This is a genomic window from Roseateles sp. So40a, from assembly GCF_048081605.1.
In the GTDB taxonomy this organism is placed as follows: Bacteria; Pseudomonadota; Gammaproteobacteria; order Burkholderiales; family Burkholderiaceae_C; genus Roseateles.
The window spans coordinates 303,572-324,861 of sequence record NZ_CP182288.1 but is presented as its reverse complement, the minus strand read 5'-3'; the positions used below and the strand labels follow the sequence as shown (position 1 = coordinate 324,861).

At 68.3% G+C, this 21,290-nt stretch carries 17 protein-coding genes and 1 tRNA gene; 9 read left to right on the top strand and 9 right to left on the bottom strand.

Annotated features, from left to right (window positions below; translation table 11 throughout):
* The first annotated feature begins 103 nt into the window (after positions 1-103).
* From aroQ to ACNI65_RS01425, 5 genes are all read left to right on the top strand, one after another.
* On the top strand, positions 104-556 hold the full coding sequence (gene aroQ / locus ACNI65_RS01445) for a type II 3-dehydroquinate dehydratase (RefSeq protein ID WP_416760771.1): 453 nt from the start codon (positions 104-106) through the stop codon (positions 554-556).
* Positions 557-634: 78 nt separating this feature from the next.
* Complete coding sequence (accB, locus tag ACNI65_RS01440) at positions 635-1,108, top strand: acetyl-CoA carboxylase biotin carboxyl carrier protein (protein ID WP_416760770.1); 474 nt, start codon at positions 635-637, stop codon at positions 1,106-1,108.
* 11 nt (positions 1,109-1,119) lie between these two features.
* Positions 1,120-2,469, top strand: a complete 1,350-nt coding sequence (gene accC, locus ACNI65_RS01435; protein WP_067065625.1) for an acetyl-CoA carboxylase biotin carboxylase subunit — start codon at positions 1,120-1,122, stop codon at positions 2,467-2,469.
* A gap of 35 nt (positions 2,470-2,504) precedes the next feature.
* On the top strand, positions 2,505-3,401 hold the full coding sequence (prmA, locus tag ACNI65_RS01430; protein ID WP_416763544.1) for a 50S ribosomal protein L11 methyltransferase: 897 nt from the start codon (positions 2,505-2,507) through the stop codon (positions 3,399-3,401).
* 155 nt (positions 3,402-3,556) lie between these two features.
* On the top strand, positions 3,557-5,155 hold the full coding sequence (locus ACNI65_RS01425) for a DUF3426 domain-containing protein (protein ID WP_416760769.1): 1,599 nt from the start codon (positions 3,557-3,559) through the stop codon (positions 5,153-5,155).
* Positions 5,156-5,356: 201 nt separating this feature from the next.
* Here ACNI65_RS01425 and ACNI65_RS01420 read toward each other — a convergent pair whose 3' ends face one another.
* From ACNI65_RS01420 to ACNI65_RS01390, 7 genes are all read right to left on the bottom strand, one after another.
* Positions 5,357-5,989, bottom strand: a complete 633-nt coding sequence (locus tag ACNI65_RS01420) for a histone (protein ID WP_416760768.1) — start codon at positions 5,987-5,989, stop codon at positions 5,357-5,359.
* Between the two features lie 224 nt (positions 5,990-6,213).
* The gene (locus tag ACNI65_RS01415) at positions 6,214-7,395 is read right to left on the bottom strand and encodes a ribonucleotide-diphosphate reductase subunit beta (protein WP_416760767.1); all 1,182 of its coding nucleotides are present in this window, start codon (positions 7,393-7,395) and stop codon (positions 6,214-6,216) included.
* A gap of 317 nt (positions 7,396-7,712) precedes the next feature.
* Positions 7,713-10,649, bottom strand: coding sequence for a ribonucleoside-diphosphate reductase subunit alpha (locus ACNI65_RS01410; protein ID WP_416760766.1), 2,937 nt, complete (start codon positions 10,647-10,649; stop codon positions 7,713-7,715).
* Positions 10,650-11,247: 598 nt separating this feature from the next.
* Positions 11,248-12,876: a sigma-54-dependent transcriptional regulator gene (locus ACNI65_RS01405; RefSeq protein WP_416760765.1), complete on the bottom strand. Its 1,629-nt coding sequence runs from the start codon at positions 12,874-12,876 to the stop codon at positions 11,248-11,250.
* On the bottom strand, positions 12,866-14,623 hold the full coding sequence (locus tag ACNI65_RS01400) for a sensor histidine kinase (protein ID WP_416760764.1): 1,758 nt from the start codon (positions 14,621-14,623) through the stop codon (positions 12,866-12,868). The genes ACNI65_RS01405 and ACNI65_RS01400 overlap by 11 nt, the downstream gene beginning before the upstream one ends.
* A 14-nt stretch (positions 14,624-14,637) precedes the next feature.
* Positions 14,638-14,949: a PP0621 family protein gene (locus tag ACNI65_RS01395; RefSeq protein WP_416760763.1), complete on the bottom strand. Its 312-nt coding sequence runs from the start codon at positions 14,947-14,949 to the stop codon at positions 14,638-14,640.
* An 82-nt stretch (positions 14,950-15,031) separates the two neighbouring features.
* The gene (locus ACNI65_RS01390) at positions 15,032-15,865 is read right to left on the bottom strand and encodes a cytochrome C assembly family protein (protein ID WP_416760762.1); all 834 of its coding nucleotides are present in this window, start codon (positions 15,863-15,865) and stop codon (positions 15,032-15,034) included.
* A 46-nt stretch (positions 15,866-15,911) separates the two neighbouring features.
* Between ACNI65_RS01390 and ffh the strand changes: the two genes are divergently transcribed.
* Positions 15,912-17,309, top strand: coding sequence for a signal recognition particle protein (gene ffh / locus ACNI65_RS01385; protein ID WP_416760761.1), 1,398 nt, complete (start codon positions 15,912-15,914; stop codon positions 17,307-17,309).
* 162 nt (positions 17,310-17,471) lie between these two features.
* Here ffh and ftsY read toward each other — a convergent pair whose 3' ends face one another.
* Complete coding sequence (ftsY, locus tag ACNI65_RS01380) at positions 17,472-18,644, bottom strand: signal recognition particle-docking protein FtsY (RefSeq protein WP_416760760.1); 1,173 nt, start codon at positions 18,642-18,644, stop codon at positions 17,472-17,474.
* 100 nt (positions 18,645-18,744) lie between these two features.
* Here ftsY and ACNI65_RS01375 point away from each other — a divergent pair.
* The 3 genes from ACNI65_RS01375 (at position 18,745) to ACNI65_RS01365 (ending at position 19,407) form a co-directional block, all read left to right on the top strand.
* A tRNA-Met gene (locus tag ACNI65_RS01375) sits at positions 18,745-18,821 on the top strand.
* A 155-nt stretch (positions 18,822-18,976) separates the two neighbouring features.
* Positions 18,977-19,195, top strand: coding sequence for a hypothetical protein (locus ACNI65_RS01370; RefSeq protein ID WP_416760759.1), 219 nt, complete (start codon positions 18,977-18,979; stop codon positions 19,193-19,195).
* Positions 19,192-19,407, top strand: a complete 216-nt coding sequence (locus ACNI65_RS01365) for a hypothetical protein (protein ID WP_416760758.1) — start codon at positions 19,192-19,194, stop codon at positions 19,405-19,407. The genes ACNI65_RS01370 and ACNI65_RS01365 overlap by 4 nt, the downstream gene beginning before the upstream one ends.
* Positions 19,408-19,523: 116 nt before the next feature.
* Here the strand turns inward: ACNI65_RS01365 and ACNI65_RS01360 are convergent, their stop codons facing one another.
* Positions 19,524-20,990: a pectate lyase family protein gene (locus tag ACNI65_RS01360; protein WP_416760757.1), complete on the bottom strand. Its 1,467-nt coding sequence runs from the start codon at positions 20,988-20,990 to the stop codon at positions 19,524-19,526.
* Positions 20,991-21,290 lie beyond the last annotated feature (300 nt).

Genomic DNA, 21,290 nt, shown 5'->3' with positions numbered 1-21,290 from the left:
CTTTTATTTTTGGGATGCTGCCGGGATCTCCGCCCAAAAGGCGTAAAGTCCAGCCTTTTACGCTTCTAGTGTCTTCGCTCTAATTGGCGGAACCAGTCGCTGAATGCAAGTCCTGGTACTACACGGCCCCAACCTCAACCTGCTCGGCACCCGCGAGCCTGGGGTGTATGGCGCGACCACTTTGGCGCAGATCGATGCAGATCTTCGCGAGATCGCGCAGAAAGCCGGCGTAGCTCTGGAGAGCTATCAGAGCAACCACGAAGGTGGCCTGGTGGACCGCATTCAGGCGGCGGGTCGGGATGGAACGCGCTTCATCGTCATCAATCCGGCGGCCTACACCCACACCAGCGTCGCGATCCGCGATGCGCTGGCGGCGGTGGCGCTGCCGTTTGTCGAGGTGCACCTGTCCAACATCCACCAACGCGAGCCATTCCGCCACCACAGCTACGTCTCTGCCCTCGCGCAAGGCGTGATCTGCGGGCTGGGACCATCCGGCTACCGGATGGCGCTGCAGTTCGCGATCGAACAGTTGAGCCGGCCAGCCTCGTCCGCCTGACGCCGGGGTCCGTCGACCTCCGTCGCGGACCGGAAGACATCACCGAAGATCAACACCAATCCCCGTTGGAGAACTCTCATGGATTTGCGCAAGCTCAAGACCCTGATCGACCTCGTGTCCGAGTCGAACATCTCTGAACTTGAGATCACCGAAGCCGATGGCAAGGTGCGCATCGTCAAGTCCGATGGCCAGCCCCTCGTGGCCGCCATGCCGATGATGCAGGCCGCGCCGCAGATGGCCGCGCAGCCGGTGGCGCAAGCCGCCCCGGCCGCCGCCGCGCCGGCCCCCGCCGCCGCGCCCGCGCCGGCCGCCGAGACCGGCCACATCGTCAAGTCGCCGATGGTCGGCACCTTCTATCGCGCGTCCAGCCCGAACGCCAAGCCGTTCGCCGAGATCGGCCAGCAGGTCAAGGAAGGCGATGCGATCTGCATCATCGAGGCCATGAAGATCATGAACGAGATCGAGGCCGACAAGACCGGCACGATCACGAAGATCCTGATCGAGAACGGCCAGCCGGTCGAATTCGGCCAATCGCTGATCGTCATCGAGTAAGGCGGTCCGAGATGTTCAAGAAGATCCTCATCGCGAATCGCGGCGAGATCGCCTTGCGTATCCAGCGCGCGTGCCGCGAGCTGGGCGTCAAGTCGGTCGTCGTGTATTCGGAGGCGGACCGCGACGCGAAGTACGTGAAGCTGGCCGACGAGGCCGTCTGCATCGGCCCCGCGCCCTCCGCGCAGAGCTACCTGTCGATGCCGGCCATCATCGCGACGGCTGAAGTCACCGACGCCGAGGCCATCCACCCCGGTTACGGCTTCCTGTCCGAGAACGCCGACTTCGCCGAGCGCGTCGAGCGCAGCGGCTTCACCTTCATCGGCCCGACCCCGGAGAACATCCGGACCATGGGCGACAAGGTGTCGGCCAAGCAGGCCATGATCAAGGCCGGCGTGCCCTGCGTGCCCGGCTCCGAAGGCGCCCTGCCCGACGATCCGAAGGAGATCGTGCGCATCGCCCGCGCGGTCGGCTACCCGGTGATCATCAAGGCCGCGGGCGGCGGTGGCGGTCGCGGCATGCGCGTCGTCCACACCGAGGCGGCCCTGGTCAACGCGGTGCAGATGACCAAGGCCGAAGCGGCCGCGGCCTTCGGCAATCCGCAGGTCTACATGGAGAAGTTCCTGGAGCATCCGCGTCACGTGGAGATCCAGGTGCTGGCCGACGGCCACAAGAACGCCGTCTGGCTGGGCGAGCGCGACTGCTCGATGCAGCGCCGCCACCAGAAGATCATCGAGGAAGCGCCGGCGCCCGGCATTCCCCGCCGCCTGATCGAGCGCGTGGGCGACCGTTGCGCCGCGGCCTGCAAGAAGATGGGCTACCGCGGCGCGGGCACCTTCGAGTTCTTGTACGAGAACGGCGAGTTCTACTTCATCGAGATGAACACCCGCGTGCAGGTGGAGCATCCGGTGACGGAGCTGGTCACCGGCATCGACATCGTGCAGATGCAGATCCGCATCGCCGCCGGCGAGAAGCTGCCCTTCACCCAGCGCAACATCACGATGCGCGGCCACTCGATCGAGTGCCGCATCAACGCCGAGGATCCGGTCAAGTTCATCCCGTCGCCGGGCCGCATCACGATGTGGCACCCGCCGGGCGGTCCTGGCGTGCGCGTGGATTCGCATGCGTACACCAACTACTTCGTGCCGCCGAACTACGACTCGATGATCGGCAAGATCATCGTGCACGGCGACACCCGGGAGCAGGCCCTGGCTCGCATGCGCATCGCGCTGTCGGAGACCGTCGTCGAAGGCATCCAGACCAACATCCCGCTGCACCGCGAGCTGATGGCTGACGCCAAGTTCATCGAAGGCGGCACCGACATCCATTACCTCGAGCAGTGGATGGCAGCGCACAAGCGATGAGCACCATGAGCGAAGACCACGCCAACGATCCCCTGCTGCACGAGCTCGTGCTGATCTGCCGCGAGGAGGATGTCGAGATCGTCAGCGACGCGCTGATGGAGGTCGAGGCGCTGGCCGTGTCCGTCGAGGACGCCGATGCCGACACGCCCGCTGAGCGCGCGCTGTTCGGCGAACCCGGCATGCCGGCGCCGCGCGCCGGCTGGGAGCGCTCGGTGGTGAAGGCGCTGTTCGCCGAGGAGGCCGAGGCCACCGAGGCCGCGACGCTGATCCTGGCGCAGGACTGGGCGGTCGACGTCCATGTGCAGGCCATCCAGACCGTCGCGCAGCAGGACTGGGTCCGGCTGACGCAATCGCAGTTCGCGCCGGTCGAGATCACGCCCGAGTTCTGGATCGTTCCGTCCTGGCACGAGGCGCCCGCGCAGGCCAGGCAGGTGATGCGCCTGGACCCGGGCCTGGCCTTCGGCACCGGCACGCATCCGACGACGCGCATGTGCCTGCGCTGGATCGCGCGCCACGGCGCCGAGGCCGCCGGCTGGGACCGCGCGCTGGACTACGGCTGCGGCTCCGGCATCCTCGCCATCGCCGCCGGCCTGTTCGGCGCGAAGGCCATCGACGCCGTGGACATCGATCCGGCCGCGCTGATCGCCTCGACGCAGAACGCCAAGGACAACGGCGTCACGCTGAACGCCGCGATGCCCGATGCCGCGCAGGGCGAGTACCCCGTCGTGCTGGCCAACATCCTGGCCACGCCGCTGAAGCTGCTGGCGCCGCTGCTGTGCCAGCACCTGCGCCCGGGCGCCCACCTCGTGCTGGCCGGCATCCTGGAACGCCAGGCCGACGAGCTCAAGGCCGCCTACGCGCCCTACGTGCAGCTCGAGGTCGCCGACACCGAGGACGGCTGGATCCTGATGACGGCGCAACGCGCCGCCTGATCGGAACGAGCCCCGCCCCGGCGCCGCGCCGGACCTCGATGCCCGGCTGACTCGATGAACAGCCGCATCGCGAGCCACGCGGCGGTGGTGACCGAGTGTCAACCTGGGGGTGTTCGCGTCAAGGACTGACCCTGCTTCGTGGCATCATCGCGCCCATGAATCTCGCGACCCGCTGCACGACCTGCGGCACCATCTTCCGGGTGGTGCAGGACCAGCTGCGCGTCTCCGAGGGCTGGGTGCGCTGCGGCCGATGCGCCGAGGTCTTCGATGCGCGCGAGCAGCTCTTCGACCTGGAACGCGACAGCCCGCCGCCATGGCCGCCGATGAGCACGCCGCCGGAAGCGCCGGTCGAGCGTCGTCCGGAGCCTTCGCCGGCCCCGGTCGCCGCGCCGACGTCGGTCGCCGCGCCGCCGCAGCAGCCCTCCCCCGCGCCGGCCTACGAGCGCTACCAGTCGGACTTCCAGCCGAGCCAGCCCGCACCGATGCCACCGGCGCCGCAGTCCACGCCGATCGCCGCGCCCATGCCGGTGAGCGCCCCGGCCATGTTCACGCCGGCGCCCCTCCGCGCCCCCGAGCCGCCGCATCACCACCAGGCGCCGCGCGACAGCGGCTGGATCGCGGCGGACGATGAATCGCTGAATCCGTTCGCGCCGCCACGCCGCGTCTCCGATGAGGAGATCGACGACGTGATCGACGCGCGCTTCCAGGCGCCGGCAGCGCTCGACGAGCATCCGTATGAGGAACGCCGCGAGCCCTTCCTCGACGCGCCGCCGCCGGTCGAGGATCCGCGCGCACATCTGCCTGAACCCAAGGGCATGCGCTTCGAGGAAGACGAGCTGCCGCCGCCGATGATCGACGACGACGAGCGGCCCGACGTCACCTTCGCGCTGAGCCCCGCCACCGCGGCGCAACTGCGCGGCAACGATCCGGCCGATGAGCCGGTGGAGCCGTCGTTCCAGGCGGCCTTCCAGTCCGCGCTGGAGCCGACGTCCTCGATGATGGCGCCCGACGAGGACTCGATCGCCGAGGCTCGCCGCGCCGCGAAGGCCGCCAAGCCTCGCCGGTCGTGGAATCCGTTCCGCCGCAAGAAGAAGGAACGCCCGGCGACCGAGAGCCCCGAGACGACGATGACGGTGCTGGCCGCCGAGTCCGAGTTGCTGGCCGCGCGCGCCGCGATGGCGGAGGCGGGCAGCGTGGACGCTGCCGCCGCGGCCGGCTCGCCCAGCGTGATGCCGGAGCACCTGCCGAGCTTCATGCGGCAGGCCGAGTCCCAGCAGCGCTGGAACCGGCCGATCGTGCGCCTGGCGCTGGGCACCGGCACGACCGTGCTGGCGCTGGGTCTGATGGGCCAGTTGCTGTGGCATGCGCGCGAGGCCATCGCCGCGCAGTACCCCGCCGCCAAGCCGGCGCTCAGCGCCGTCGCCCAGGCTATGGGTCAGGAGCTCAAGCCCTGGCAGCACATCGAGGCGCTCAGCGTCGAGAGCAGCAGCCTCAATCCCGCCGGCGCGGCCAACCATTACCGCTTCAGCATCAGCCTGCGCAACCGCAGCGGCTGGGACGTGGCGCAACCGTGGGTCGATCTGAGCCTGACGGACGCGAGCGGCGCGCTGGTCGTGCGCCGCATGCTGTCGCCCGCGGAGATGCAGGCCAGCCCCGGCGCGCTGGCCGCCGGCGCCGATCAGCAGCTGCAGCTCGTCTTCGACAGCGGCGCGCAGAAGATCAGCGGCTACTCGGTCGAGCTCTTCTATCCCTGATGCCGGGCCGGGAGACCGGTCTCGACGTCACGCTCAAGGGCGCCTTCGGGCGCCCTTCTCGTTGCTGCTTGCCCGTTGCCCGTTGCCCGTTGCTCGTTGCCCGTTGCTCTCGTTGGCGGCGCGCCAAAGAAAAAACCCGGCTTGCGCCGGGTTTCGAGGGCATCGATGGACCGGACCCGAGGGCCCGGTCATCGTTCAAGCTCAGGGCTTGTTGCCGGTCGGGAAGGGCCACGCGGCTTGCGGGCTCAGCGCGGTCTTCGCGGCAGGCGCCGGAGCAGCGGCAGGCTTGGCAGCAGGCGCAGCGGCAGGCTTGGCGGCAGCCTTCTTCGGAGCAGCAGCCTTCTTGGCGGCCGGCTTCGCAGCGGGCTTGGCAGCGGCCTTCGGGGCAGCCTTCTTCGGAGCAGCAGCCTTCTTGGGCGCAGCGGCCTTCTTGGCAGCCGGCTTCGCGGCGGGCTTCGCAGCCTTGGCAGCGGACTTGATGGGCGGCTTCTTGGCGACGGCGGCCTTCTTCGGGGCAGCAGCCTTCTTGGCCGGAGCGGCCTTCTTGGCGGCGACCTTCTTGACCGGTGCGGCCTTCTTGGCAGCAACCTTCTTCGCCGGAGCAGCAGCCTTCTTCGCGGCAGCAGCCTTCTTGGCCGGAGCGGCCTTCTTCGCCGGTGCGGCCTTCTTGGCAGCGACCTTCTTCGCCGGAGCAGCCTTCTTGGCCGGAGCGGCCTTCTTGGCGGCCGGAGCCTTCTTGGCCGGAGCGGCCTTCTTCGCGGCCGGAGCCTTCTTCGCAGCGGCCTTCTTGGCCGGAGCCTTCTTGGCCGGAGCGGCCTTCTTCGCAGTTGCCATTTCAGTTCTCCTTGATCAAGTGGAAATAGCCCTGCCCGTCATCAACCGGTTGATGCCGGTGCAGGTATTCACCGCCCACGACTCGCGGGAGTTGCGATCCGCGGTGCGGTGAATCGGGTTGCGATGCGTCTCCGCCGCTTCTATGTCGGTCGGTCGGCGCATTCGCCAAGCTTGATCTCTTCTTCAACAAACAATGCTCGAGGGTCGCTCCGCCTCGGACTTCATCAGTCCCAGGACAGCGCGCCACCCGATTGGTATTCGATCACTCGCGTCTCGAAGAAGTTGCGTTCCTTCTTCAGGTCAATCATCTCGCTCATCCACGGGAACGGGTTTTCCTCGTTCGGGAAGAGCGCCTCGAGGCCGATCTGCGTCGCGCGACGATTCGCGATGTAGCGCAGGTAGCCCTTGAACATGGCCGCGTTCAGACCCAGCACGCCGCGCGGCATGGTGTCCTCGGCGTAGCGGTATTCCAGCTCGACGGCCTGCTGGAACAGCGCCTTGATCTCGGCGCGGAACTCGGGCGTCCACAGATGCGGATTCTCGAGCTTGATCTGGTTGATCAGGTCGATGCCGAAGTTGCAGTGCATCGACTCGTCGCGCAGGATGTACTGGTACTGCTCGGCCGCGCCGGTCATCTTGTTCTGGCGACCCAGCGCCAGGATCTGCGTGAAGCCGACGTAGAAGAACAGACCTTCCATCAGGCACGCGAAGACGATCAGCGACTTCAGCAGCGTCTGGTCATTGGCCGGCGTGCCCGTCACGAAGTTCGGATCCATGATCGCGTCGATGAACGGGATCAGGAATTCGTCCTTGTCGCGGATCGACTTCACCTCGTGATAGGCGTTGAAGATCTCGCTCTCGTCCAGACCCAGCGACTCGACGATGTACTGGTACGCGTGCGTGTGGATCGCTTCCTCGAAGGCCTGGCGCAGCAGGAACTGGCGGGCTTCGGGCGCGGTGATGTGCCGGTAGGTGCCCAGCACGATGTTGTTGGCGGCCAGCGAGTCGGCGGTCACGAAGAAGCCGAGGTTGCGCTTGATGATGCGGCGCTCGTCCTCGGTCAGACCGTTCGGGTCCTTCCACAGCGCGATGTCGCGGGACATGTTCACTTCCTGCGGCATCCAGTGATTCGCGCAGGTGGCGAGGTACTTCTCCCACGCCCACTTGTACTTGAACGGCACCAGCTGGTTGACGTCGGTCTGGCCGTTGATGATGCGCTTGTCGGCGACGTTCACGCGGCGCTCAGCAGCGCTGTCGATCGACGAGTTCACGGCAGCAGGAGAGGACACCGAGCCAGCCGCGGAGGCGGCGGCATCACGCGCGACGGCGTGCGTCGCTGCGTGGATCGATGCGCCCGACTGCGGCGCGTTGCTCGAAGGCTTACGGTCTTCTTCCCAAACCAGCATGGTGGTCTTCCTATGGTCGCGGATTATCGGAGTGTTGTGTTCAAACACAAAGGACTTCTTGACTTTGACGCCGCTTCGCTGTTGCTGGTCCGCATCGCATTCGACGCGTGGGACCGTGTGTCGCGCGCCGTTTGAAGCGTGCGATCGCGTGCTTCGATGGCACGCGGCGGGAGCGGAAGAAGACGTCGTCTCAAGCGTTCATCGATCGCTCGCAAGGACCGGCGGAAAAATCGCCGATCGCCGCGAACATCGATGAACACTCGCATCGCGAGCGTCGGAGGTGTCGGCGCATCGAGCGCGGACACCTCCTGTTTCGATTACTGGCAGGCCTCGCAACCGGGGTCGTCGATGGCGCAGAACGTGACGTCGGTGGCCGGCGTCGCGTCGCCGAGATCCGGCGCGACCGACGTCGACATCGACGCAACACTCGCCGCCGCGATCGGCGTCGCCGCGACCGGCGCAGCGCTCAAACCGCCGCCGCCGCTGCTCACCGCGTTGAGCTGACCGGCGTTCTGCACGGTGCTCTTCTCGGCGTGCGTCGCACCCATCGTGCGGAGGTAGTAGGTGGTCTTCAGACCGCGCTGCCACGCCAGCTTGTAGGTGTCGTCCAGGCGCTTGCCCGATGCGCCGGCCATGTAGATGTTCAGGCTCTGCGCCTGGTCGATCCACTTCTGGCGACGCGCGGCGGCTTCGACCAGCCACACGGTGTCGACCTCGAAGGCCGTCGCGTACAGCTGCTTCAGGTCCTCGGGCACGCGGTCGATGCGGCGCAGCGAACCGTCGAAGTGCTTGAGGTCCATGACCATCACGTCGTCCCACAGGCCCAGCTTCTTGAGGTCGCGGACCAGGTGCTCGTTCACCACGGTGAACTCGCCCGACAGGTTGGACTTCACCGACAGGTTGCCGAAGCACGGCTCGATCGAGGCGTCCACGCCGATGATGTTGGAGATCGTCGCGGTCGGCGCGATCGCCACGCAGTTGCTGTTGCGCATGCCGTCACGGGCGATCTTGGCGCGCAGCGCGTCCCAGTCCAGCGTCGACGAGCGGTCCACATCGACGTAGCCGCCGCGGGCCTCGGCCAGCAGGTCCAGCGAGTCGATCGGCAGGATGCCGCGGTCCCACAGCGAGCCGCGGTAGCTGCTGTAGCGGCCCCGCTCGGCGGCCAGCTCGGTCGATGCCCAGTAGGCGTGGTAGCAGACGGCTTCCATCGAGCGGTCGGCGAAGGCCACGGCGGCGTCCGAGGCGTAAGGCACGCGCAGCTGGTACAGCGCGTCCTGGAAGCCCATGATGCCCAGGCCCACCGGACGGTGACGCAGGTTGGAGTCGCGCGCCTTCTTGACCGCGTAGTAGTTGATGTCGATGACGTTGTCGAGCATGCGCATCGCCGTCGCCACGGTCTTCTTCAGCTTCTCCTGATCGATCTCGCCGTCCTTCAGATGCTGCGACAGGTTGACCGAGCCCAGGTTGCAAACCGCGATCTCGTTGTCGTTGGTGTTCAGCGTGATCTCGGTGCACAGGTTGGACGAGTGCACGACACCGACGTGCTGCTGCGGCGAGCGCACGTTGCAGGCGTCCTTGAACGTGATCCAGGGATGGCCGGTCTCGAACAGCATCGTCAGCATCTTGCGCCACAGGTCACGGGCCGGCATGCGCTTGTAGAGCTTGAGCTCGCCGCGGTCGACCTTGGCCTCGTACGCCTCGTAGGCGGTCTGGAAGGCCTTGCCGAACAGGTCGTGCAGGTCCGGGCAGGTCGACGGGCTGAACAGCGTCCACTCGCCGCCTTCGATGACGCGCTTCATGAACAGGTCGGGAATCCAGTTCGCCGTGTTCATGTCGTGCGTGCGGCGACGGTCGTCACCGGTGTTCTTGCGCAGCTCGAGGAATTCCTCGATGTCCAGGTGCCACGTCTCCAGGTAGGCGCAGACGGCGCCCTTGCGCTTGCCGCCCTGGTTCACGGCGACGGCCGTGTCGTTGACCACCTTCAGGAACGGGACGACGCCTTGCGACTTGCCGTTCGTGCCCTTGATGTGCGAACCCAGCGCACGCACCGGCGTCCAGTCGTTGCCCAGGCCGCCGGCGAACTTCGACAGCAGCGCGTTTTCCTTCAGCGCCTCGTAGATGCCGTCGAGGTCGTCGGCCACGGTCGTCAGGTAGCAGCTCGACAGCTGCGAGCGGCGCGTGCCCGAGTTGAACAGCGTCGGCGTGGAGCTCATGAAGTCGAAGGTCGACAGGACTTCATAGAACTCGATGGCGCGCGCTTCGCGGTCGATCTCGCCCAGGGCCAGGCCCATCGCGACGCGCATGAAGAACGCCTGCGGCATCTCGATGCGGGTGCCGTCGACGTGCAGGAAATAGCGGTCGAACAGGGTCTGCAGGCCCAGGTAGTCGAACTGCAGGTCGCGATCGGCCTTCAGCGCGGCGCCCAGCTTGGCCAGGTCGTACTGCGCCAGCTTCTCGTCGAGCAGCTCGGCCTGCACGCCCTTCTTGATGAAGCCCGGGAAGTAGTCGGCGTACTTGGTGGCCATGTCGGCCTGCGTGTACTCCTGGCCCAGGATCTCCTTGCGGATCGTGTGCAGCAGCAGGCGGGCGGTGGCACGGGTGTAGCCCGGGTCCTTCTCGATCAGCGTGCGCGCGGCCAGGATGGCGGCCTTGTAGACCTCGTCGATCGGCACGCCGTCATACAGGTTGCGCTTGGTCTCGGCCAGGATGGGCTCGGGCTTGACGTCCACGCCCAGGTTCTCGCAGCTCGACGCGATCAGCGCGGCCAGCTTGTTCAGGTCCAGCGGCACGCGCACGCCGTTCTCGGTCACCGAGATGCCGGACTCCAGCACGGCGGCCTGCTGCTGCTCGCCCTGGCGCGCGCGCTCCTGCGTGCGGCGCTCGCGGTACAGCACGTAGGCGCGGGCCACTTCGTGGTGACCGCCGCGCATCAGCGCCAGCTCGACGTGGTCCTGCACGTCCTCGATGTGGAAGGTGCCGCCGGCCGGACGCGAGCGCAGCAGGCCGCGGGTCACGGAGTCGGTCAGCGCGTCGACGGTCTCGCGCACGCTGGCGGAGGCCGCGCCGCTGGTGCCGTGCACCGCGAGGAAGGCCTTCATCATCGCCACGGCCACCTTGCTCGGCTCGAAGTGCACCACCGCGCCGTTGCGGCGGATGATCTGGTGCTGCGGGAAGCTGGCCGAAGCGGCGGCTGACTCGCGCGGAGCCTGGGCCAGGCCCGTTTCAGCGGTCGGTGTGGCGGCGACTGTCTGCATGGGATCCTCGTCTGTTCTGGTGTCTGGAAATCAAAGAAAGCTTCGCCCGGCCCGGTGGTTCCGAAGGGCCAAACGATCAGGGGGTCAGGTGGTGTTCGCGATGCTGCTGATGCGCCGGGGCTTGGTGATTCCGGGCGTCCGACCGGAGGGTCGGCAGCGCGGGCAAGACTTCTGATGGAGCATTCATCGCCGTGTTTGCGAAGGTCAGCAGGATAGCATGCAAAACACTATATCTAGTGGTCGGTGGACCTTCAAGGAACTAGCGGTAGCGTCACTGCCCTTGACGTCGGACAGGCGCTGGGCTAGCCGGGAGACCTGACCCCGCGCATCCCCGATGGATTCGCGCATCGTGTCCGGAGGGTGAGGATTGGCGCGGCCTGCAGGCCGGAAACGCGCGCGAAAGCCGATGACTGCTGAGCCCTCGGCGATGGCAGGAAGATGACAGCCCGATCCCCTGTCCCCGCCGCCTAGGACAACCCCGCCCTAGGACCTTCCCGGAGTCGCCACCGGGGGTGGGGTCATGGGTCGCAATGCGCGCAATGGGGCTGGTGAGCGAACGGCAACCGCCACCCGAACGGGCGATGCGCGGGGACCAGGATCAGGCCTCGTCGCCGCCCACCGAGATCGCCAGGCGCGCCATGCGGTAGCGCATCTGGCGCAGCGACAGGCCCAGGCTCGCGCCGGCCGCGGTGCGGTTGTTGCGGTGCTGCTCCAGCGCCCGCAGCAGGATCTGCTTCTCGACCTCGTCCAGATAGATTGCCAGGTCAGGCGGCAGCGCCGCATCGCCGCGGGCCTCCGCCGGCAGCGCCGCGCCCAGCGGTTCCGCGGCCGAGTCGTTCGTCTCGGCCGGCGCGTCGTCCAGGCCCAGCACGCTGTCGGGCAGGCCCAGATCGGCCAGGTCGATGCCGTCGTTGCTGGACAAGGCCAGCGCGCGATGCAGCAGGTTCTCCAGCTCGCGCACATTGCCCGGGAAGCTGTAGCGCGACAGCGTGGCCAAGGCCGCCGCCGTCAGCCCCGGCACCGGCGCGACGCCCGCATCCGCGGCGATCCGCTGCAGGATGCGGGTGCTGATGGCGGGCAGGTCCTCCATGCGCTCGCGCAGCGGCGGCACGCGGATCTGGATCACGTTGAGCCGGTAATACAAGTCCTGGCGGAAGCGCCCGGCGCCGACCTCGGCCGCGAGGTCCTTGTGCGTCGCGCTGAGCAGCCGCACGTTGACCGGCATTTCCGCGACCGCGCCCACCGGCCGCACCGAGCGCTCCTGCAGCGCGCGCAGCAGCTTGGACTGCATCGCGATGGGCAGGTCGCCGATCTCGTCCAGGAACAGCGTGCCGCCCTGCGCGGCCTGGAAGAAGCCCTCGCGGTCCTCGCTGGCGCCGGTGAAGGCGCCCTTGCGATAACCGAAGAACTCGGCCTCGAGCAGCTGCTCCGGGATCGCGCCGCAGTTCACCGCGATGAAGGGCTGCGGGCGGCGCGCGCTGACATCGTGGATCGCGCGGGCGACCAGCTCCTTGCCGGTGCCCGACTCGCCGTTGAGCAGCACCGGCGCCATGCTGCGCGCGACCTTCTCGATCAACTCGCGCACCTGGCGCATCGGCGCGGAATCGCCCACCAGCCGGTCCAGCGCCGAGGTCGACCCGGTCAGCGGCGGGGTGCGCGGCGTCTTGCGGCGCTCATGCGCGGGCGGCCCGGCGGGCGCCGCGACCGCGCGCGACGCCAGCGGATCGAAGGCGCCCGGCGTGGTCGGCGCGTAGGCCGTGGCCGAGACGGGCGCCACCAAGCTGGCGGAGCTGGCCGCGGCGCTCGACGCCGCCGGGGCGGACGAGAACGGCCGGGGCACGGTCCCCTCGGCCTTGGGCGCGCGGCCCAGCGCCGAGGCCACGACCATGCGGAACTGGCGCAGGTCCACGGGCTTGGTCAGGTAGTCGTAGGCGCCGGCCTTGAGCGCCTCGACGGCGTTCTCCGCCGAGCCGTAGGCGGTGATGACCAGCGCGCGCTCGCTGCGGCCCTGCTGCTCGAGCCAACGCAGGATGTCCAGCCCGCTGCCGTCGGGCAGCCGCATGTCGGTGATGACCGCGTCGTAACGGCGCGAGCCCAGCAGCTCCAGCGCGTCCTCGACGGTCCCGGCGCTGTCCAGCGCGAAGCCCTCGCGCAGCAGCGTCATCTCGTACAGGGTGCGCAGGTCGGGCTCATCGTCGATGACCAGCAGGCGGGGATCAGCGCTCATGAAGTTCGGTATCGGGGAAATGGGAATCCGGTGCCGCGGACGGGATCGAGGCGAGCGCCGCCGACGGCGACACCGCGCGCGGCAGCAGCACGCGGAACTCGTTGGCCGACAGATCCGCCCCCTCCTCCGTGGCCGCGCTCACGCGGTGGTACTCGATGCGCGCGCCGTAGCGCTCGCACAGCTCGCGGCAAATGTACAGGCCGAGGCCCGATCCCCGGCTGCGCGTCGAGAAAAATGGTTCGAACAAGTGTCGCTCCACCTCCGGCGGGATGGCGTCGGCGCGGCTGAAGACGGACAGCCGCACCCACTCGCCCTCGTCGGCCAGCTGCACGCGCAGCGAGCCGGGGCCAGGCCGGGCGTGACGCAGGCCGTTGTCCAGCAAGTTGATCAGCACGCGGCGCAGGTGCTCAGGCTCGAAGCTCACGAGCGAGCCGTCGCGCGCGACCTGCGCGATGTCCAGGCGCAGCGGGCCGGTCTCGTCGACGGGCAGGCGTTGCGTGGCGGCCCAGTCGGCGCAGTACTCGCGCACCAGCGGCGCGGCGGCCAGCGTCAGCGCCACCGGCGCGATGCCCGGCGCGACCTCCATCACGTCGTCGACCAGGCGCTTGAGCCGTTCCACGTTGGACGCCACCATGCGGGTCAGCGGCTCCAGGCGCGGGTCGCTGGCCAGGTCCTCGGCCATCAGCGCGTTGGCCTGCGCGATCGCGGTGAGCGGGTTGCGGATCTCGTGCGCGATGCCGGCCGACACGCGCCCCATCGCCGCGAGCTTCTCCTGGCGGTTGCGCGCCTCCAGCAGCCTGTTGTCCTCGAGGAACAGCACGCACAGGTCATCGCCGTCCAGCGGCCGCAGCGTGAAGCGCATGCGCACGCGCAGCGAGCGCCGCGACCCTCGGCCGAATTCCAGCACCAGGTCGCGCCCGGCCTCGGGCCAGTGCTCGCCGGCGAAGGCCTTCTCGATCGCGCGCAGCAGCGGCTTCCAGGCCGGTGTCGCGTCCAGCCGGAACGAACCCGGCCGCAGCGACGCGCCCTCGGCGAGCAGCACGCGCGCCGCCGGGTTGGCCGTGCGCACGAGGCCGCGGCGGTCGACGACGGCCACGCCCTCCTCCATCTCCTCGATGACGAGGCGGTTCAGGTCGGCCTGCTGGCGGGCGTATTCCAGGCTGCCGCGCGCGGCGCGTTCCTCGCGGGCGAGGCGGCTGGCGATCTCATTGGCCAGCAGCGTGACGACGAACAGGCCGCAGCCGATCAACCCGGCCTGGCTGATGCGCAGCGCGCCGTCGTGCTCGGAGAACACCGCCCAGCCCGAGATCGCGAGCAGCACCAGGCTGGGCACCGCCGCGCAGCCCAGCGCGCGCAGGCGCGGCAGCAGCGCGCCGGCCATCAGCGCGGGCATGAAGAACAGCGCGCCGTAGGTGCCACCGGGGTCGCGCACCTGCAGCAGCGTGAACAGCGCGACGTCCACGCCGATGCTGACCAGGAACTGGCGCGGCGTGAGGCCGGTGCGGCCCTTCGCGGGCACGTCGCCGCCGCCGAACCAGCGCGGCAGCAGCCAGGCGAGCACCGTCTGCACGCCGTAGATCAACGAGATCAGCGCCACCCAGCCGGTGGGCCGGGAGCCCATCAGCCCCGCGAGCGACTGCGTGGCCAGCAACGCGAGACCGAGCGCGGCACGCGCGCCCATGAACGCGCGGAACAAGCGCTGGATGGTGCTGGCGCTGATGGCGCCGGGCGTGCCGGGGCTGGACATGCGGAATCCGGAGATCATCCGCCCGGTGTGCCCGAGGGGCCCGAGGCGCGGTCGCGCTCGGAGGCGGCCAGGCGGGCCTCGTGCGCGCCTCGGTGCGCCGCGCTGCAGAACTGGCCGCCGCGGCCCGGCAGGGCCTCGCTGGCGGGCAGGTGCGTGCCGCACTCGGCGCAGCTGACCATGTCCTCGAGCGTGCGCGCGGGCGGTGCGGCCGGGGGTGCGGGCGGCGTGGCTGCGGCGCGGTCGCGCTCCACCGGCCGGCCGCGCTTGAAGCCGAACATGAAGGCGACCACCGCCAACAGGACGATCCAGAAAAGGAGCTTGATCACGATGCGAGGGTCGGTGAGGTCAGGTCAGTCGGGATTGGGATTGGGATCGGGGTCGAAGACGGGATCGGCGGCATCTGGCGTCTCAGACCGGCGGACGCTGCAGCACGACCTCGAGCACGAAACGCGAGCCGGCATAGGACAGCAGCAGCAGCGCCGCGCCGAAGTACAACCAGCGCGTGGCGCGCTTGCCGCGCCATCCGAAGACGTGCCGGCCGGTCAGCAGTCCGGTCAGCACCACCCAGCCCATCACGGAGAACAGCGTCTTGTGATCCCAGCGCCATTGCGGCGTGAAGGCCACGCCCAGCAGCAGCGCCAGCGACAGCACCACCACGCCGGCGGTCACGAACTGGAAGGTCAGGCGCTCCAGGCGCAGCAGCGGCGTGCCGAACGCCGGCGCGCCCTGCCCCTTCTGCGCGCGCATCTGGCGCTCCGCGCGATTGAGCATCACCGCGTGCATCACCGCCACGCCGCACAGGCCGTACGACGCCAGACCCATCGCCCAGTGCAGCGGCGCCAAGGGGGAACCCGCCTGCGGCCGGTATTCGCCCGGGAATACCCAGGCCACCAGCATCACCAGCAGGCCCAGCACGCTGAGCAGCCGTTGCGCGGAGGGCAGCGGCAGGAAGCGGCTCTCGACGAGGTAGACGCCGGTCACCAGCCAGATCGTCATCGACAGCGAAGGGGCGAATCCGAACCGCGCCGCATGGCCGCCGTTGACCGGCGCGGCGCCGATGCCGCCGATGTCCACGATGAGCGCGGCGAGGTGCAGCAGCCAGGCCAGCACGAGCACCGAACGCCAGGTGCGGGGCCGCAGATGCGCGAGCGCGGCGGCGACGGCATAGGCCACCGCGCCGGCGGCGCTGAGGGCAGCCAGGAGCAGGCCGCTGGGCTCGGCGGAGGCGGACGATAAAATCATCCTCAAAGTGTAATGACGAGCGCCTGCTTCCGCGGGCGCCAATACGATGGCTTCCAACCTGACCGATCGACTGAGCCGGCTCGTGAAGACGATGCGCGGCCAGGCCCGCATCACCGAGTCCAACGTGCAGGACATGCTGCGCGAGGTGCGCATGGCGCTGCTGGAGGCCGACGTCGCGCTGCCTGTGGTGCGCGACTTCATCGCCCGCGTGAAGGACAAGGCGCTGGGCCAGGAGGTGGTGGGCTCGCTGAACCCCGGCCAGGTGCTGGTGTCGGTGGTCCACAAGGAACTGGCCGCGACGATGGGCGAGGGCATCGCCGACATCAACCTCGCCGCGCAGCCGCCCGCCATCATCCTGATGGCCGGCCTGCAGGGCGCCGGCAAGACGACGACGACCGCCAAGCTGGCCAAGCACCTGACCGAGAAGCGCAAGAAGAAGGTGCTGACGGTGTCCGCGGACGTGTACCGGCCGGCCGCCATCGAGCAGCTGAAGACGGTGACGAAGCAGGCGGGCGCCGAATGGTTCCCGTCCGCGCCTGACCAGAAGCCGCATGACATCGCGCTGGCGGCGCTGGACCATGCCAAGCGGCACTTCTTCGACGTGCTGCTGGTCGACACGGCCGGCCGGCTCGCGATCGACGAGGCCCTGATGGCCGAGATCCGCGACCTGCACGCCACGCTCAAGCCGGTGGAGACGCTGTTCGTCGTCGACGCGATGCAGGGCCAGGACGCGATCAACACGGCCAAGGCCTTCAAGGAGGCGCTGCCGCTGACCGGCATCGTGCTGACCAAGCTGGACGGCGACTCGCGCGGCGGCGCGGCGCTGTCGGTGCGCCAGATCACCGGCGCGCCGATCAAGTTCGCGGGCGTGTCCGAGAAGATCGACGGGCTGGAGGTCTTCGACGCGGATCGTCACGCAGGCCGCGTGCTGGGCATGGGCGACATCGTCGCGCTGGTGGAGGAAGTCCAGAAGGGCGTGGACGTCGAGGCGGCGCAGAAGCTCGCCGAGAAGCTCAAGTCCGGTGACGGCTTCGACCTGAACGACTTCCTCGCGCAGATCTCGCAGATGAAGAAGATGGGCGGGTTGTCGGGCCTGATGGACAAGCTGCCCACGCAGATGACGGCCAAGGCCGGCGCGGCGGACATGGACAAGGCCGAGCGCGACATGAAGCGCATGGAAGGCATCCTCAACGCGATGACCGCGAAGGAACGCCGTCAACCCTCGCTGCTGATGGACGGCAAGTCCAAGGCCAGCCGCAAGCGCCGCATCGCCGCCGGCGCCGGGGTCCAGATCCAGGAGGTCAACCGCCTGCTGAATCAGTTCGACCAGATGCAGGGGATGATGAAGAAGATGAAGGGCGGCGGCCTGATGAAGATGATGAAGAAGATGGGCGGGTTGAAGAACCTGATGGGCGGAGGCGGAGGCGGCGGCTTCCCGATGTAAGACGAAGGGCTCCCGCGGGAGCCCTTTTCGTTTGTTGCCTTCACCGTTCGGTGCGTTGGCCGCCGAGGTATGAGGCCCCGGCGGCCAGCGCCGAAACCTCATACCTCACCGTCCCCGACCACCACCGCCCTTCGACGGTTTTGCGACCGAGGACCTCGTGGCTCACTCGAGCAGCGCCTGCGCGAACTCGCGCGCGTCGAAGGTCTGCAGGTCCTCGAGCTTCTCGCCCACGCCGATGAAGTAGACGGGGATGGGGCGCTCGCGCGCGATGGCCGCGAGCACGCCGCCCTTGGCGGTGCCGTCGAGCTTCGTGACGATCAGGCCGGTGAGGCCGAGCGCGTCATCGAAGGACTTCACCTGCATCAGCGCGTTCTGGCCGGTGTTGCCGTCGACGACGAGCAGCACCTCATGCGGCGCGGTCTCCTGCGCCTTGCCGATCACGCGCTTGATCTTCTTGAGCTCCTCCATCAGGTGGAGCTGCGTGGGCAGGCGCCCGGCGGTGTCGGCGATGACGACATCGCAGCCGCGCGCCTTGCCGGCGACGACGGCATCGAAGGTGACGGCGGACGGGTCGCCGCCTTCCTGGCTGACGATCTGCACACGGTTGCGATCGGCCCAGACGGCGAGCTGCTCGCGCGCGGCGGCGCGGAAGGTGTCGGCGGCGGCGAGCAGCACGTTGGCTTCCGCGTCGGCGAGATGGCGGGTGAGCTTGCCGATGCTGGTGGTCTTGCCGGCGCCGTTCACGCCCACGACCATCATGACCATCGGCGACTGCTCGCCGATCACGAGCTGGCGCTGCAGCGGCTGGAGCAGCTCGGCGAGCGCGTCCACGAGCAGTTGTCGGACGGCGCGCGGGTCGGTGACCTTGGCGTCCTTGACGCGGCGCTTGAGGTCCTCGAGCAGGAACTCGGTGGCCTTCACGCCGGCGTCGGCCATCAGCAGCGCGGCCTCGAGCTCTTCATAAAGGGCGTCGTCGATCTGCGTGCCGGTGAAGACCTGCGAGATGCTGGAGCCGGTCTTGCGCAGGCCCTGGCGGAGCTTGTCCATCCAGCTCTTACGCGGCGCGGGTTCGGGTTCCGGCGCGGCGACGGGAATCGGTGCGGGTGGCGCGACGGGCGCGGGAGCCGGAGCCACGACCGGAGCGGGCGCGGGGGTGGGTGCTGGAACGTAAACCGGCGCGGGCGCGGCGACGGTGGCCGGGATCGGGATCTGAGGCGCGGGAGCCGCTGGAGCCGGAGCCTGGACGGGCTCGACGGCGGGGGCGGTCTCTGGGGCCGGAGGGGGCGCGGGTTCGGAGGAGCCGAAGCCGAGTTTTTTCTTGAGGAAGCTGAACATGGAGAGGTCGAGTGGGACTCGCGCGCCGAACTTTTTTCGCCGAGATCGGCGGGGACTTGCATTGTCTTCGAAAACTTTGCTATAGTCGCGTTCTTCGCAAGGCGCTTTAGCTCAGCCGGTTAGAGCGACGGAATCATAATCCGCAGGTCCGGGGTTCGAATCCCTGAAGCGCCACCAAATACGAAACCCCGCAAGTCGCAAGGCTTGCGGGGTTTTCCGTTTGGGGTTCCATGCATGCTGATCCGACCAGGACCACCGCGTTCCTGCCTGACCTTTGTCACGTGAACCGACCTAGCGCCATTTGCAGAATGCTCGGTCAACAAGCAATCAACATGCAACGCCTCCTGTTCGCCATCACTGGAGCGATCGTTCTTGCCCTCGCGTCCTACGGGCTCGTCGAGCTCTTCGCCCTTTGGTATGGCCCTCGCCATATCAAGTCGGACTCCGACATCGGCGACGCCTTCATGACCGCCCTTGCCTTCATGCTCATCTGCTTGATTGCCGGGGGCGTGGTCGGTTTCCGGTGGGCAGGCCGAAGGGCCAAACCATGATCTCCATCCCCAACCCCTACGCCGCACTGCTGATCTCCGCGGTCCGCGACGCTGTGATCTACCAGGAGGGGCTGCTTCGAAGCGAGACCATTCGCGACCGCTCCGAACACGAGGAGCATTACGTCTACCTCACCGAGTTCTTCGAGTTCCTGAAGAAGGAATACAGGAACCAGGAAGCCGAGATCGGCTTCCCCCTGGAGAAGCTGCTGTAGGCAGCAACGTCACCAAACGAAGAAGGCTCCCTCGGGAGCCTTCTTCGCTTTCGTACAGCGTGGAAAGAGCGCCGGCTCTCGCCGACGCGCCCGCTCACTTGCGGCTCACTCGCCGCTCAACTGCAGCTCAAGGTCGCGTAGTTCTTCCCTGCCCCGGCCACGCCGAGCAGCTTCTGCTTCACGCAAGCCGGCGCGTGCACCGTGTACGCATACGGGATGCCCACCGGGTAGTTCGACGTCGTCACCCAATCGCTCGCATCGCGCGACGGGCTGGAGCCGCTCGCCACCCACTTGATCCCATAGGTCGCGAAGTCCGCCGGCGTCCGGATGTTGTTGTTCCTCAGATCCCAATACCCGATCGACGAGCTGTCCCGCGACGTCACCGGGTTCTGCGCGTTCTCGAAGTAGTTGCCCTCGATCAGCGCGTACCCGCCCATCCGGATGTTGGCCCCCGACGTCAGCACGCCCGAGTACAGGTTGTTGTACAGGTGCGTGTAGCCCCCGCGCTGCAGCGGCAGGCGCGAGCCCACGTTGCTGTACACGTTGTGGTGGAAGGTGATGAAGCGATCGCTGGCATCGCTGTCGCTCGAGCCGATCAGACCCACCTTGTGGTGATCGTGCAGGTAGTTGTACGAGTAGGTGATGTGATGCGCGCCCGCCTTGCTGTCGATCAGGCCATCGAACTCCAGGTCGCCCGCGCCCGAGCACTCCGCCGTCGAGCTGAACAGCGTGTTGTGGTCGATCCAGATGTAGCCCGGATACTTGCCGCTCTGCCCCTCGATGCCGATCGCATCGATGGATCCGGGCAGCAGACCGATCGTCATGTTGCGGATGATCACGTTCGTCGCGCCACCCTTCACCGCCAGGCCGAAGTTGGCCGCCGAGCCGTTCAGGCCCTCGATCGTCACGTTGCTCTTGTTCTTGACCTCGACCACCGCGCCCGCGGCCTTCTTCCACTGCGTGCAGGGATCGGGGATCGTGCCGAAGTCGAACGTACCCGCGTAGCGGATCACCAGGCCGCCGGTGCCGCTGTAGGCATCGATCGCGGCCTGCATCTGCGCCGCCGTCGTGACCGTCACGGGCGTGGCCGAGCCACCACCCGTCACCTGCCCCGCGTAGCCGCCGCTGTGTCCGGCCGGCGCCGGTGACGGCGCGGGCGAAGGTGCCGGCGAGGGCGAGGGAGCCGGCGTCGGCGCGGGGGCCGGTGCGGGCGAGCCGGCCGGACCGACCGCGCATTTCTCGGCCTTGCCCGGATTGGGATCCGCGCCGCCGAAGGTCGCCGACGTGCACGCGATCGTGCCCGTCAGCGTCTTGATGACCCACTTGTCCTTCACGCCGAAGGACACCTGACGCGCGGTGGTGCCGACCTTGCAGCTCTCGCCTTCGTCGGCGCACTTGGAGAAGCCCGAGGGCCAATCGGCCGCATGAGCCATGCCCAACGGCGCGACGGCGCCGACGGCCACGGCCAGCGCCGCGAAGGTCTGGCGCGCCACGGGCGGCCGGGGAGCGCGCAGCGCGACAGACGCGTGCGGCGGTTGAGGCGCGATCAGCGCGGCGGACTCGTCGATTTGGATCGTCTTCATCGAATGTCTCCCAGAGTCGTTGGTGCGGCCGGAAACAACGGGCATGGCTCCGCCCTCACCGGCCATCGGTGAATTGAAAAAATGCTTCAGGTTCGCCACGCCCTGTCCTCCGCCTCGCGCGACCCGGATCAGCAGGATCCGCGTCGGGAACGGTGGCCCTGGGCAGCGGCCATGTGTCGACACGCCAGCGCGCAGGCGCGGCCACGTCGACAACGGGGCGCAGACTAACGGACCTCGTCCGTTTTCGGAAAGGCGTTTTACATTTACCAGGCTGGCGTTACGGAAATTCTTTCACTTCCC